A 13,537-nucleotide genomic window follows, 5' to 3' on the forward strand; every position below is an offset into this window, starting at 1 on the left:
ATGAACTGGCAAGCCCACGTCACCGTCGCCACGATCGTCGAAGATCAAGGCAAATTCCTTTTCGTAGAAGAACTCAAGGGCGGCAAGGCAGTACTCAACCAGCCTGCCGGGCATCTTGATCCAGACGAATCCCTGCAGCGCGCCGCTGTACGCGAAACCCTTGAAGAAACCGGCTGGGACGTGGAGCTGACAAGCGTCATCGGCATCTATCTCTATACCGCGCCAAGCAACGGCGTGACGTATCAGCGCATCTGCTTTGCCGCCAAACCACTGCGTCATCATCCCGACTATCAACTGGATGACGGCATTATCGGCCCGCAATGGCTGACCCGTGACGAACTCGTTGCCCAGCAGGACCGCTGGCGCAGCGAGCTGGTGCTGCGTTGCGTGGACGATTACCTGAACGGCGAACACTTCAGTCTCGACCTGCTACGCGACAAGGCGTGAGACTCCCGCCGCCGGGCCTGTTAGAATCGCGTCCTTTTCGAAGCTACCCATTGAATTCCTATGCCTGATTCAACCCTTTCCGATACTGCACAGAAGCGCGTCATCGTCGGCATGTCCGGCGGCGTAGACTCTTCGGTTTCTGCCGTTCTGCTCATGGAGCAGGGCTATCAGGTGGAAGGCCTGTTCATGAAGAACTGGGAAGAAGACGATGGAACGGAATACTGCACCGCCCGTGAAGACCTGGCCGACGCCCAGGCCGTGTGCGACAAGATCGGTATCAAACTGCATACCGCCAACTTCGCTGCTGAATACTGGGACAACGTGTTCGAGCATTTCCTGGCCGAGTACAAGGCCGGTCGCACGCCGAACCCGGACATCCTGTGTAACCGCGAAATCAAGTTCAAGGCGTTCCTCGACTACGCCCTGATGCTGGGCGCCGACCTGATCGCTACCGGGCATTACGTGCGTCGCCGGGACATCGACGGCCGCACTGAGCTGCTCAAAGGCCTGGACCCGAACAAGGACCAGAGCTACTTCCTGCACGCGGTGGGCGGCGATCAAATTGCCAGAACCCTGTTCCCGGTCGGCGAGCTGGAAAAGCCCGAAGTAAGGGCAATTGCCGAGAAGCACGGCCTCGCGACCGCCAAGAAAAAAGATTCCACGGGTATCTGCTTCATTGGCGAGCGTCGTTTCACCGACTTCCTGCGCCAGTATCTGCCCGCTCAGCCCGGCGAGATCAAAACCACCGAGGGTGAAGTCATTGGTCGTCACAGCGGCCTGATGTATCACACCATCGGTCAGCGTCAAGGCCTGGGCATTGGTGGACTGAAAGACGCCAGCGATGATCCGTGGTACGTGCTGGTCAAGGACCTCGAAAACAACGAACTAATCGTTGGCCAGGGTAATGACCATCCATGGTTGTTCTCACGCGCTCTCGTAGCCTCCCAGATCTATTGGGTCAACCCGATAGATCTGAGTGCCCCGCGCCGTCTGACCGCCAAAGTGCGCTATCGCCAAGGCGATCAGCAGTGCACGCTGGAACAGACCGCTGACGGCTATCGCGCCACCTTCGACGAACCGCAACGCGCCGTCACACCCGGCCAGTCCGTGGTGTTCTATGACGGCGAAATCTGCCTGGGCGGCGGCGTGATCGAAATTGCCGAAGCCTGGCACAGCAAGGACAAGCGTTGATGACCCCGATTCAGGAGCAACTGATCGCTCTGGCTGGCGTGTTCCAGGCCGCCGTGCTGGTGGACCGGATCGCCAAGACCGGTCAAAGCAGCGAAGCAGCGCTGGGCTGCATGCTCGGCAGCCTGCTGGTGCAGGACCCGAAAGATACGCTGGACGTTTATGGTGGCGACGACCTGAACTTGCGTGAAGGCTATCGCGCCCTGGCCAGCGCCCTTGAGCGTGATCCGTCGACACTGCAGCGAGAACCCCTGCGCTATGCCTTGTCGATGCTGGGCCTGGAACGACAACTGGCCAAGCGCGACGACATGCTGGAAACAGTGGGCAGGCGCCTGCCGCAAATCCAGTCTCAGGTCGAACACTTCGGCATCGCTCACGAAAACGTGATCGCAGCCTGCGGCGCACTGTATCAGGACACGCTAAGCACCCTGCGCCAACGTATCCAGGTGCACGGCGACATGCGCAACCTGCAGCAACCCAGCAATGCGTCGAAAATCCGCGCCCTGCTGTTGGCCGGCATTCGCTCTGCTCGCCTGTGGCGGCAAAATGGCGGCCATCGCTGGCAACTGGTCGTAAGCCGTCGCAAGCTATTGAAAGAACTGTACCCGCTGATGCATGGCTGATTCGCCACACATTTGCAGACACTGCTGACAAACGCCGCGTGACATACGCTGGTCAGACCGACCCGATTCGGCCTGGTTTTAATGTATGATACGCGCCCCTTTTCGTTGCCTGACTGTCCGAGAGCACCCCATGCAGCTTTCTTCGCTCACTGCGGTTTCCCCTGTTGACGGCCGCTACGCCGGTAAAACCGAGGCCTTGCGCCCAATTTTCAGCGAATACGGCCTGATCCGTTTTCGCGTCATGGTTGAAGTACGCTGGCTCCAGCGTCTGGCCGCACACCCTGAAATCATTGAAGTCCCAGCGTTTTCAGCTGAAGCCAACGCCATCCTCAACACCTTGGCGGAAGACTTCTCGATCACCCACGCCGAGCGCGTGAAAGAAATCGAGCGCACCACCAACCACGACGTCAAGGCCGTGGAATACCTGCTCAAGGAACAGGCTGCCAAGCTGCCTGAACTGGACAAGGTCAGTGAGTTCATCCACTTCGCCTGCACCAGCGAGGACATCAACAACCTGTCCCACGCCCTGATGCTGCGCGAAGGCCGCGACAACGTGATGCTGCCTTTGATGCGCAAGATCGCTGATTCGATCCGCGAGCTTGCCATCCGCTTTGCTGACGTTCCAATGCTGTCGCGCACCCACGGTCAACCAGCCTCCCCGACCACTCTGGGTAAAGAGCTGGCCAACGTTGTGTACCGTCTGGAGCGTCAAATCGCCCAGATCGCTGCGGTACCGCTGCTGGGCAAGATCAACGGTGCAGTCGGCAACTACAACGCACACATCTCGGCTTATCCGTCCATCGACTGGGAAGCCAACGCGCGCGCCTTCATCGAAGACGAGCTGGGTCTGGGCTTCAACCCGTACACCACGCAGATCGAACCGCACGACTACATCGCCGAGCTATTCGACGCCATCGCGCGCTTCAACACCATCCTGATCGACTTCGACCGTGATATCTGGGGCTACATCTCCCTCGGTTATTTCAAGCAGCGCACCATCGCCGGTGAAATCGGCTCGTCGACCATGCCGCACAAGGTCAACCCGATCGACTTCGAAAACTCCGAAGGCAACCTGGGTATCGCCAACGCACTGTTCCAGCATCTGGCGAGCAAACTGCCGATCTCCCGCTGGCAGCGTGACCTGACCGACTCCACCGTGCTGCGCAACCTGGGCGTCGGCTTTGCTCACAGCGTTATCGCTTACGAAGCCACCCTCAAGGGCATCAGCAAGCTGGAGCTCAACGAGCAGAAAATCGCCGCTGACCTGGACGCATGCTGGGAAGTCCTGGCTGAGCCGATCCAGACCGTGATGCGTCGCTACAACATCGAAAATCCGTATGAGAAGCTGAAAGAACTGACACGCGGCAAGGGCATCAGCCCTGAAGCCCTGCAGACGTTCATCGACACGCTGGACATGCCTGCCGAGGCCAAGGCCGAGTTGAATAAACTCACTCCGGCCAATTACATCGGTAATGCGGTAGCCCAAGCCAAGCGCATCTGACCGGCATCACATCAGTGCACACGCCCGGCAGTGCCGGGCGTTTTTATTGCAGTCTCGAAAAGACAAACTTTCAATAGGTTACACATGAATCCTGATATTCCTCTTCAACTTCTGGGCGGCATCAGCGCGCGCGTTTTCCTGCGTGACTACTGGCAGAAAAAGCCACTCCTGATCCGTCAGGCCCTGCCGGACTTTCAGAGCCCGATCGATCCTGACGAACTGGCTGGGCTGGCCCTGGAAGAAGAGGTCGAATCGCGACTGGTCATCGAGAACGGCGAGCGCCCATGGGAACTGCGTCGCGGCCCGTTCGCGGAAGACGAGTTCAGCAAGCTGCCGGAAAAAGACTGGACGCTGCTGGTACAGGCCGTTGACCAGTTCGTTCCGGAAGTCAGCGAACTGCTGGAAAACTTCCGCTTCCTGCCTAGCTGGCGCATCGATGACGTAATGGTCAGCTATGCCGCGCCGGGTGGCGGTGTCGGCCCGCACTTCGACAACTACGACGTGTTCCTGCTACAGGGCCACGGCAAGCGTCACTGGCAGATCGGCCAGATGTGCGACTCCGATAGCCCGCTGCTGCAACACGCCGACCTGCGCATCCTGTCTGACTTCCAGATGACTGAAGAATGGACGCTGGAACCGGGCGACATGCTTTACCTGCCGCCGCGCCTCGCCCACTGCGGCGTCGCCGTTGATGAGTGCCTGACGTACTCGGTCGGCTTCCGCGCCCCAAGCGCTGCCGAAGTGCTGACCCACTTCACCGACTTCCTCAGCCAGTTCACGCCTGATGAAGAGCGCTACACGGATGCAGATGCCCAACCGGCCAACGATCCTCATCAGATCCAGCACGACGCCTTGGACCGCCTGAAAGCCTTGCTGGCTGAACACATGGGCGACGAGCGCCTGCTGCTGACCTGGTTCGGCCAGTTCATGACAGAACCGCGCTACCCGGAACTGGTGACAGGCCCGGAACTTGAAGAAGAGGACCTGCTGAGTAGTCTGGAACAGGGCGCAGTTCTCATTCGTAACCCAAGCGCGCGCCTTGCATGGTCCGAAGTTGATGACGACCTGCTACTGTTCGCCAGTGGTCAAAGCCGTCTGCTGCCGGGCAGCCTGCGGGAACTGCTGAAAATGATCTGCGCTGCCGATGCCCTGCACAGTGACAACCTCGGCCAATGGTTGGCCGATGAAGAAGGACGCAACCTGCTCTGTGAGCTGGTAAAACAAGGAAGCCTGGGGTTTGCCGATGAATAGAACCAACGTGCGTGTCGCCGACTGGCACAAAGACAACGCTGACATCCGTCGTGTACGCGATGCTGTGTTTGTTGCTGAGCAGTCAGTACCGCCAGAGCTGGAATGGGACGCTGAGGACAGCGAAGCCATTCACTTCCTGGCGCTGGAGGGGGACTTTGCGATAGGCACAGCCCGCCTGCTGCCGGACGGTGAAATCGGTCGGTTGTCGGTACTCAAGGACTGGCGCGGCATGAAAGTCGGTGAAGCGCTGCTCAGCGCCGTCATCAATGAAGCCGAGCGACGTGATCTGAGGCAACAAAAACTCAGTGGCCAGGTACAAGCCGTGGAGTTTTACGAGCGCTTCGGTTTTACCGTCGTCAGCGAAGAGTTTCTGGAGGCAGGACTGCCTCACGTAAATATGACCCGCCACTCAGGCTGAAAGACCTGAACTGACGCCCTGCCCGCCTGCGCCAGCTGTCTATGCTGGTACAGGTCGGCAGGGCGTTTTGCGTTGGACGATTCAACTTGCGCGTCCGCAGGCCGACAAACTGGCAAACTCAGGTCTTTTTAGACGTTCCAGGAGATTTGGATTTATGTTCCTGCGCCCCCTGCTTACCTCGTTGCTGCTGATATGTAGTGTCGATGTCATGGCCGCTACCGAAGTGGTACCGCTCAACTACAGAACCAGCGATGACCTGTTGCCAGTGGCAAAATCCTTCCTCGGCCCGGACGGTACGGTCAGCGCTTATAACAACCAACTGATCGTCAATGCCGAGCCGCGCAAGATCGAAGAACTGCGAGCGTTGCTCTCACAACTTGATGTCGCCGCCAAACGCTTGCTGATCAGCGTCGATACCAGCGATAGCGCGTCACGCAGCAGCAATGGCGTCAATCAGAGCCGCGTTATCAGTTACGGCACCACCAGCCGCGAGGGTGGCGTACAGCAAGTGCAAGCCAGCGAAGGCACGCCGGCCTTGATTCAGGTAGGCCAGAGCGTACCTGTCACCACGTCGCGGACCGATAATTACGGATATGCCCAAAGCAACACCGAATATCGCAACGTGACTCAGGGGTTTTACGTCACGGCCAGCGTGACCGGTGACACCGTGCACCTGAACATCAGCACCAATCGGGATCGCGTCAGCCAGGAACGACCCGATGCCTTCAAGGTGCAAAGTACCGACAGCCAGGTCAGCGGTCGTCTGGGTGAATGGATCACGTTGGCGGGCGTGAGCGATCAGTCAGTTGCTGACCGTCAGGGCGATACTCAGCAGTATTCGACCCAAGGCCGCGAGGACATGACGTTACGTGTGATGGTGCAAACCCTTGAGTGAGAAGGCTCCCGCAAAATCGGGCACTACAGGGCCTTTTACTGACTGACCAGTCGCACCGAAACAAATATGTAGTGATAACAAAAATGCACTACAAAACGTTTGACGGGTCAAAAATGGCGAGGCATGATTGCCTCGCTCCCGCTAATCAGAGGCCCTGAAAAGAGCCTTCGGGTCGCGCTCAAATCCTACGAGCCGATTCGTGTCTGCACCGCCCACAAGGCAGTTTGATGAGGTTGCGACTGGAACGAAGTTGTCCTGAGGGACGGAAGCGTATTACGGTCCATCGGCAAAACTGCTGAGTGAAGCCACCGGGCACCCCAAATGTCCGATTGCACGCCACAGCCATGCCTTGCGCCAGCTCTTCCCCCTCCCGAACGACCGTCCCCGCCGCCATCGCTCAAACCAGGCTCACAGCCAGACATCTGATCAGCGAGCAGCCATCCATGTGCCTTCGATATCCGGGGCGTTTTGGCGGAGCAGGACATTCCAACAAAACCTATGTGAAAGGGGTTTCGCTCATGGCACTGACACGCGAACAACAAATAGCAGCTCTCGAGAAAGACTGGGCTGAAAATCCGCGCTGGAAAAATGTGACCCGTACCTATTCCGCCGCTGATGTCGTCCGCCTGCGTGGCTCGGTTCAACCTGAACACACGTTCGCCAGGAATGGCGCGGAGAAGCTCTGGAATCTGGTTACTCAAGGTGCCAAGCCTTCCTTCCGTCCTGACAAGGACTTCGTTAACTGCATGGGCGCCCTTACCGGCGGTCAGGCGGTACAGCAGGTCAAGGCCGGTATTCAGGCGATTTATCTGTCAGGTTGGCAGGTAGCAGCGGACAACAATTCCGCCGAGTCGATGTACCCCGATCAGTCGCTGTACCCAGTGGACTCCGTGCCGACCGTGGTCAAGCGCATCAATAACTCCTTCCGCCGTGCCGACCAGATCCAGTGGAAAGCCGGGAAAGGTCCAGGTGACGAAGGCTACATCGATTATTTCGCACCCATCGTAGCGGACGCCGAGGCCGGTTTTGGCGGCGTACTCAACGCCTACGAACTGATGAAGAGCATGATCGAAGCAGGTGCCGCCGGCGTGCACTTCGAGGATCAGCTGGCATCGGTCAAGAAATGCGGCCACATGGGCGGCAAGGTTCTGGTACCCACCCAGGAAGCCGTACAAAAACTGGTGGCCGCCCGCCTGGCGGCGGACGTTGCCGGTGTACCGACGATCATCCTGGCACGCACCGACGCAAACGCTGCTGATTTGCTGACATCCGACTGCGATCCGTATGACAAACCGTTCGTGACCGGTACCCGTACCCATGAAGGTTTCTACAAGGTACGGGCCGGGCTGGATCAGGCCATCGCTCGCGGTCTGGCCTACGCGCCTTATGCCGATCTGATCTGGTGCGAAACCGCCAAGCCGGATCTGGACGAAGCCCGTCGTTTTGCCGAGGCGATCAAGAAGGAGTACCCGGATCAGTTGCTGTCGTACAACTGCTCACCGTCCTTCAACTGGAAGAAGAATCTGGACGACGCGACCATTGCCAAATTCCAGCGCGAGCTTTCGGCCATGGGTTACAAGCACCAGTTCATTACCCTGGCGGGTATTCACAACATGTGGCACAGCATGTTCAACCTGGCGCACGACTACGCCCGCAACGACATGACCGCCTACGTGAAGCTGCAGGAGCAGGAATTCGCTGACGCAGCCAAGGGTTACACCTTTGTTGCGCACCAGCAGGAAGTGGGTACCGGTTACTTCGATGACGTGACGACCGTGATTCAGGGGGGCGTGTCTTCAGTAACGGCGCTGACGGGTTCGACAGAGGAAGAGCAGTTTCACTGATTGAAATGTGCGGCGCCCTTATCGCGGGCAAGCACCGCTCCCACAGGAAAAACTTGATCCCCTGTGGGAGCGGTGCTTGCCCGCGATAAGGTCAATAGAGAATTATCAGAAAACCGCCTAAAACAGCAACTACCTCACATTTAAAGCCATTAACCTCGCCCAACAACAAATGATACTTATTATCATTTAGAAAACAGTCCCTCTTCCGTAACTTTTTAGAACGAAACATAATTAGCTTAAACCCCGCCAACCCCCGCCCCGCCTGCTCCAAGCCCTCAACTGCGGCCCGTAAGTGATTAATTGCACAAATTAATTTGATATAGAAAATTTACTTGCCCTGTTTTTGCACATAAAATCACCGAAATTGATTTCGCTGCGACATATCGTCGCTGCATATACTATTTTCAAGCTCAGAGACCATTGATCTCTGTCAAGGAATGCCAGCATGTCCGAATCGACAGGTTTGATTGCCCACAACTGGGGCTTCGCCATTTTCCTTTTGGGTGTAGTCGGCCTGTGCGCCTTCATGCTCGGTGTTTCCAGCCTCCTGGGTAGCAAAGCCTGGGGCCGCAGCAAAAACGAACCGTTTGAGTCCGGCATGCTGCCAACCGGCAGTGCGCGCCTTCGCCTTTCGGCAAAATTCTATCTGGTCGCGATGCTTTTCGTGATCTTCGACATTGAAGCCCTATATCTCTTTGCCTGGTCTGTGTCCGTCCGCGAAAGCGGCTGGACCGGATTCGTCGAAGCACTCGTTTTCATAGCAATTCTGTTGGCAGGTCTTGTCTACCTATGGCGGGTTGGAGCGCTGGATTGGGCTCCTGAAGGTCGCCGTAATCGGCAAGCGAAGCTAAAACAATGAGGCTTTGGCGATGCAATACAATCTCACCAGGATCGACCCGGATGCTCCAAATGACGAGTATCCAATCGGCAAACGGGAAACTGTTTCCGACCCGCTAGAAGATCAAGTCCACAAAAACATCTACATGGGCAAGCTGGAAGACGTGCTGAACGGTGCGGTCAACTGGGGGCGTAAAAACTCCCTGTGGCCTTACAACTTCGGCTTGTCGTGCTGCTATGTGGAAATGACAACCGCCTTCACGGCGCCCCACGACATCGCCCGCTTCGGCGCCGAGGTTATCCGGGCATCGCCGCGTCAGGCGGATTTCATGGTTATTGCCGGTACTTGCTTCATCAAGATGGCGCCGATCATTCAGCGTCTCTACGAGCAAATGCTCGAACCTAAATGGGTTATTTCCATGGGTTCGTGTGCCAACTCCGGTGGTATGTACGACATTTATTCCGTGGTTCAGGGCGTGGACAAGTTCCTTCCTGTGGATGTCTATGTGCCCGGCTGCCCGCCCCGCCCCGAAGCGTTTCTGCAAGGCTTGATGCTGTTGCAGGAATCCATCGGCCAGGAGCGTCGCCCTCTTTCCTGGGTCGTCGGTGACCAAGGCGTGTATCGCGCCGAGATGCCGTCGCAAAAGGAACAGCGCCGCGAACAGCGAATCGCAGTCACCAATCTGCGCAGCCCCGACGAAGTCTGATCCAGAACTGTTCCTTTTAAAGAACGAATAGCTGGCTTCATTCTTTACGTTGACCGAAAGCGATAAAAAACCATGACTACAGGCAGTGCTCTGTACATCCCGCCTTACAAGGCAGACGACCAAGACGTCGTCGTAGAATTGAACAACCGTTTTGGCGCCGAAGCGTTCACCGCCCAATCGACCCGCACTGGCATGCCTGTGCTGTGGGTCGAGCGTGCGCGCCTGATCGAGGTGCTGACCTTCCTGCGTCAGTTGCCTAAACCTTACGTCATGCTTTACGACCTGCATGGCGTGGACGAACGTCTGCGTACCAAGCGCCACGGCTTGCCGGGTGCCGACTTCACTGTCTTCTATCACTTGCTGTCGATCGAACGTAACAGCGACGTGATGATTAAAGTCGCGCTGTCCGAAAGCGACCTCAGCCTGCCGACCGTGACCAGCATCTGGCCGAACGCCAATTGGTACGAGCGTGAAGTCTGGGACATGTTCGGCATCGACTTCCCGGGCCACCCACACCTGAGCCGCATCATGATGCCGCCGACCTGGGAAGGTCACCCGCTGCGCAAGGACTTCCCGGCGCGCGCCACCGAGTTCGATCCGTTCAGCCTGACACTGGCCAAACAGCAACTGGAAGAAGAAGCCGCGCGCTTCAATCCGGAAGACTGGGGCATGAAGCGCTCCGGAACGAACGAGGACTACATGTTCCTCAATCTGGGCCCGAACCACCCTTCGGCTCACGGTGCGTTCCGCATCATTCTGCAACTGGACGGTGAAGAGATCGTCGATTGCGTTCCGGACATTGGCTACCACCACCGTGGTGCCGAGAAAATGGCCGAGCGTCAGTCGTGGCACAGCTTCATTCCGTACACCGACCGGATCGATTATCTGGGCGGCGTGATGAACAACCTGCCGTACGTGCTCTCGGTCGAGAAACTGGCCGGCATCAAGGTGCCGGAGAAGGTCGACACCATCCGCATCATGATGGCCGAGTTCTTCCGTATCACCAGCCACTTGCTGTTCCTGGGTACTTACATTCAGGACGTGGGCGCGATGACCCCGGTGTTCTTCACCTTCACCGACCGTCAGCGCGCCTACACCGTGATCGAAGCCATCACCGGTTTCCGTCTGCACCCGGCCTGGTATCGCATCGGTGGCGTTGCCCACGACCTGCCGCGTGGTTGGGAAAAACTGGTCAAGGATTTCGTGGACTGGCTGCCGAAGCGTCTCGACGAGTACACCAAAGCGGCTTTGCAAAACAGCATCCTCAAAGGTCGGACCATCGGTGTCGCTGCCTATAACACCAAAGAGGCCCTCGAATGGGGTGTCACCGGTGCAGGCCTGCGTTCCACCGGTTGCGATTTCGACCTGCGTAAAGCACGTCCTTACTCCGGCTACGAGAACTTCGAGTTTGAAGTCCCGCTGGCGGCCAATGGCGATGCCTACGACCGCTGCATGGTTCGCGTCGAAGAGATGCGTCAGAGCATCAAGATCATCGACCAGTGCATGCGCAACATGCCGGAAGGCCCGTACAAAGCGGATCACCCGCTGACTACCCCGCCACCGAAAGAGCGCACGCTGCAGCACATCGAGACCTTGATCACGCACTTCCTGCAAGTTTCGTGGGGCCCGGTCATGCCGGCCAACGAATCCTTCCAGATGATCGAAGCGACCAAGGGCATCAACAGTTATTACCTGACGAGCGACGGCGGCACCATGAGCTACCGTACCCGGATCCGCACCCCAAGCTTCCCGCATCTGCAACAGATCCCTTCGGTGATCAAAGGCAGCATGGTCGCGGACTTGATTGCGTACCTGGGTAGTATCGATTTCGTTATGGCCGACGTGGACCGCTAAGCATGAGCATGAACAGCACGCTTATCCAGACAGACCGTTTCGCCCTGAGCGAAACAGAGCGCTCGGCCATCGAGCACGAGCTGCATCACTACGAGGACCCGCGCGCGGCGTCCATCGAAGCCCTGAAGATCGTTCAGAAGGAACGCGGCTGGGTGCCGGACGGCGCGATCTACGCCATCGGCGAACTGATCGGCATCCCTGCCAGCGACGTGGAAGGTGTGGCGACGTTCTACAGCCAGATCTTCCGTCAGCCGGTCGGCCGCCACATCATTCGCGTCTGCAACAGCATGGTCTGCTTCATCGCCGGTCACGAATCAGTGGTCGAAGAAATCCAGAGCTCGCTGGGCATCGCCCCGGGCCAGACTACGGCCGACGGGCGCTTCACCCTGCTGCCAGTCTGCTGCCTGGGCAACTGCGACAAAGCCCCGGCCGTGATGGTCGACGATGACACCTTTGGCGACGTGCAACCCGGCACTGTGGCCAAGATGCTGGAGGGTTACCCATGACCATCACTTCCTTCGGCCCTGCCAACCGCATTGCGCGCACGGCAGAAACCCACCCGCTGACCTGGCGTCTGCGTGACGACGGCGAGCCGGTCTGGCTCGACGAATATCAGGCCAAAGACGGTTATGCGGCGGCGCGCAAGGCGCTCACCCAGCAATCGCCTGACGATATTGTCCAGTCCGTCAAAGACTCCGGCCTTAAAGGTCGCGGCGGCGCGGGCTTCCCCACTGGCGTTAAGTGGGGCCTGATGCCCAAAGACGAATCCATGAACATCCGCTACCTGCTGTGCAACGCGGATGAAATGGAACCCAACACCTGGAAAGACCGGATGTTGATGGAACAGCTGCCACACCTGTTGGTGGAAGGCATGCTGATCAGTGCTCGAGCCCTGAAAGCCTATCGCGGCTATATCTTCCTGCGCGGCGAATACGTCACGGCGGCCAAGCACTTGAACCGCGCCGTGGCAGAAGCCAAAGCAGCAGGTCTGCTGGGCAAGAACATTCTGGGCACCGGCTTTGATTTCGAGCTGTTCGTGCACACCGGCGCCGGGCGTTACATCTGCGGTGAAGAAACCGCATTGATCAACTCCCTGGAAGGCCGTCGCGCCAACCCGCGCTCCAAGCCGCCCTTCCCGGCCGCCGTTGGTGTGTGGGGCAAGCCGACTTGCGTGAACAACGTCGAGACGCTGTGCAACGTGCCTGCCATCGTTGGCAATGGTAACGACTGGTACAAATCCATCGCCCGCGAAGGCAGCGAAGACCACGGCACCAAGCTGATGGGTTTCTCCGGCAAGGTGAAAAACCCTGGCCTGTGGGAACTGCCATTCGGCGTGCAGGCCCGTGAGTTGTTCGAAGACTACGCAGGCGGCATGCGCGACGGTTACAAGCTCAAGTGCTGGCAGCCAGGCGGCGCCGGTACTGGCTTCCTGCTGCCGGAACATCTGGATGCGCAAATGTATGCTGGTGGCATCGCCAAAGTAGGCACCCGGATGGGTACCGGTCTGGCCATGGCCGTTGACGACAAGGTCAACATGGTCTCGCTGCTGCGCAACATGGAAGAGTTCTTCGCTCAGGAATCCTGCGGTTTCTGCACCCCTTGCCGTGACGGTTTGCCATGGAGCGTGAAGATTTTGCGCGCCCTGGAAAAAGGTGTCGGCCAGACGGGTGATATCGAAACCCTGCTGGGACTCGTTGGCTTCCTTGGCCCGGGCAAGACCTTCTGTGCTCACGCACCGGGTGCCGTGGAGCCGCTGGGCAGTGCGATCAAATATTTCCGCCCGGAGTTCGAGGCCGGTATCGCGCCCACCAGCGCAGCCGTTCCCCCTCTGGCAAGACCGATCATCGTCGGCGCGTAACCGTTTGCAAGGCCGGGGGACATCCCCCGGCTCATCGCACGATGACGCCGTAAAGGCTGTTTAGAGTCGTGCGAATAACAAGATTCCATTAGCCACGCCCGCTGACACCGGGCC

General features: G+C 58.2%; 13 protein-coding genes. All 13 read left to right on the top strand.

The features are described from left to right. Nucleotides 1–447 carry an NUDIX hydrolase gene (locus EE949_RS22090; RefSeq protein ID WP_122666257.1) on the top strand — a complete coding sequence of 149 codons (447 nt, stop codon included), beginning with the start codon at nt 1–3 and terminating at the stop codon, nt 445–447. Nucleotides 448–507: 60 nt separating this feature from the next. Next, nucleotides 508–1,638, top strand: a complete 1,131-nt coding sequence (mnmA, locus tag EE949_RS22095) for a tRNA 2-thiouridine(34) synthase MnmA (RefSeq protein WP_122666258.1) — start codon at nt 508–510, stop codon at nt 1,636–1,638. Then, a complete protein-coding gene (gene hflD / locus EE949_RS22100) occupies nt 1,638–2,258 on the top strand; it encodes a high frequency lysogenization protein HflD (RefSeq protein ID WP_122666259.1) in 621 nt (206 codons plus the stop codon). Before mnmA ends, hflD begins: the two co-directional genes overlap by 1 nt. A 130-nt stretch (nt 2,259–2,388) precedes the next feature. Then, nucleotides 2,389–3,759, top strand: a complete 1,371-nt coding sequence (purB, locus tag EE949_RS22105; protein WP_122666260.1) for an adenylosuccinate lyase — start codon at nt 2,389–2,391, stop codon at nt 3,757–3,759. Between the two features lie 84 nt (nt 3,760–3,843). Next, nucleotides 3,844–5,010, top strand: coding sequence for a cupin domain-containing protein (locus EE949_RS22110; RefSeq protein WP_122666261.1), 1,167 nt, complete (start codon nt 3,844–3,846; stop codon nt 5,008–5,010). Next, entirely contained in the window at nt 5,003–5,428 is a 426-nt protein-coding gene (locus tag EE949_RS22115) for a GNAT family N-acetyltransferase (protein WP_122666262.1), read from the top strand. The genes EE949_RS22110 and EE949_RS22115 overlap by 8 nt, the downstream gene beginning before the upstream one ends. 154 nt (nt 5,429–5,582) lie before the next feature. Then, complete coding sequence (locus tag EE949_RS22120; RefSeq protein ID WP_122666263.1) at nt 5,583–6,323, top strand: secretin N-terminal domain-containing protein; 741 nt, start codon at nt 5,583–5,585, stop codon at nt 6,321–6,323. A 518-nt stretch (nt 6,324–6,841) separates the two neighbouring features. Next, a complete protein-coding gene (gene aceA, locus EE949_RS22125) occupies nt 6,842–8,167 on the top strand; it encodes an isocitrate lyase (RefSeq protein WP_027899399.1) in 1,326 nt (441 codons plus the stop codon). 445 nt (nt 8,168–8,612) lie between these two features. Next, nucleotides 8,613–9,026: an NADH-quinone oxidoreductase subunit A gene (locus EE949_RS22130; RefSeq protein ID WP_027899398.1), complete on the top strand. Its 414-nt coding sequence runs from the start codon at nt 8,613–8,615 to the stop codon at nt 9,024–9,026. Between the two features lie 10 nt (nt 9,027–9,036). Next, complete coding sequence (locus tag EE949_RS22135; protein ID WP_032627858.1) at nt 9,037–9,711, top strand: NuoB/complex I 20 kDa subunit family protein; 675 nt, start codon at nt 9,037–9,039, stop codon at nt 9,709–9,711. Nucleotides 9,712–9,783: 72 nt separating this feature from the next. Then, on the top strand, nt 9,784–11,565 hold the full coding sequence (nuoC, locus tag EE949_RS22140) for an NADH-quinone oxidoreductase subunit C/D (protein ID WP_122666264.1): 1,782 nt from the start codon (nt 9,784–9,786) through the stop codon (nt 11,563–11,565). Between the two features lie 8 nt (nt 11,566–11,573). After that, entirely contained in the window at nt 11,574–12,071 is a 498-nt protein-coding gene (gene nuoE, locus EE949_RS22145) for an NADH-quinone oxidoreductase subunit NuoE (RefSeq protein ID WP_032627860.1), read from the top strand. Beyond that, nucleotides 12,068–13,423 carry an NADH-quinone oxidoreductase subunit NuoF gene (gene nuoF, locus EE949_RS22150; protein ID WP_122666265.1) on the top strand — a complete coding sequence of 452 codons (1,356 nt, stop codon included), beginning with the start codon at nt 12,068–12,070 and terminating at the stop codon, nt 13,421–13,423. Before nuoE ends, nuoF begins: the two co-directional genes overlap by 4 nt. Nucleotides 13,424–13,537 lie beyond the last annotated feature (114 nt).

This window comes from Pseudomonas viridiflava (assembly GCF_900602065.1).
Taxonomy (GTDB): Bacteria; Pseudomonadota; Gammaproteobacteria; order Pseudomonadales; family Pseudomonadaceae; genus Aquipseudomonas.

Excerpts from the sequence above, each read along its gene's own strand:
- hflD (WP_122666259.1), top strand. The coding sequence starts at position 1,638 with ATGACCCCGATTCAGGAGCAACTGATCGCTCTGGCTGGCGTGTTCCAG.
- EE949_RS22110 (WP_122666261.1), top strand. The coding sequence starts at position 3,844 with ATGAATCCTGATATTCCTCTTCAACTTCTGGGCGGCATCAGCGCGCGC.
- nuoC (WP_122666264.1), top strand. The coding sequence starts at position 9,784 with ATGACTACAGGCAGTGCTCTGTACATCCCGCCTTACAAGGCAGACGAC.
- EE949_RS22130 (WP_027899398.1), top strand. The coding sequence starts at position 8,613 with ATGTCCGAATCGACAGGTTTGATTGCCCACAACTGGGGCTTCGCCATT.
- nuoF (WP_122666265.1), top strand. The coding sequence starts at position 12,068 with ATGACCATCACTTCCTTCGGCCCTGCCAACCGCATTGCGCGCACGGCA.
- EE949_RS22135 (WP_032627858.1), top strand. The coding sequence starts at position 9,037 with ATGCAATACAATCTCACCAGGATCGACCCGGATGCTCCAAATGACGAG.
- EE949_RS22090 (WP_122666257.1), top strand. The coding sequence starts at position 1 with ATGAACTGGCAAGCCCACGTCACCGTCGCCACGATCGTCGAAGATCAA.
- nuoE (WP_032627860.1), top strand. The coding sequence starts at position 11,574 with ATGAACAGCACGCTTATCCAGACAGACCGTTTCGCCCTGAGCGAAACA.
- EE949_RS22120 (WP_122666263.1), top strand. The coding sequence starts at position 5,583 with ATGTTCCTGCGCCCCCTGCTTACCTCGTTGCTGCTGATATGTAGTGTC.
- mnmA (WP_122666258.1), top strand. The coding sequence starts at position 508 with ATGCCTGATTCAACCCTTTCCGATACTGCACAGAAGCGCGTCATCGTC.
- purB (WP_122666260.1), top strand. The coding sequence starts at position 2,389 with ATGCAGCTTTCTTCGCTCACTGCGGTTTCCCCTGTTGACGGCCGCTAC.
- aceA (WP_027899399.1), top strand. The coding sequence starts at position 6,842 with ATGGCACTGACACGCGAACAACAAATAGCAGCTCTCGAGAAAGACTGG.
- EE949_RS22115 (WP_122666262.1), top strand. The coding sequence starts at position 5,003 with ATGAATAGAACCAACGTGCGTGTCGCCGACTGGCACAAAGACAACGCT.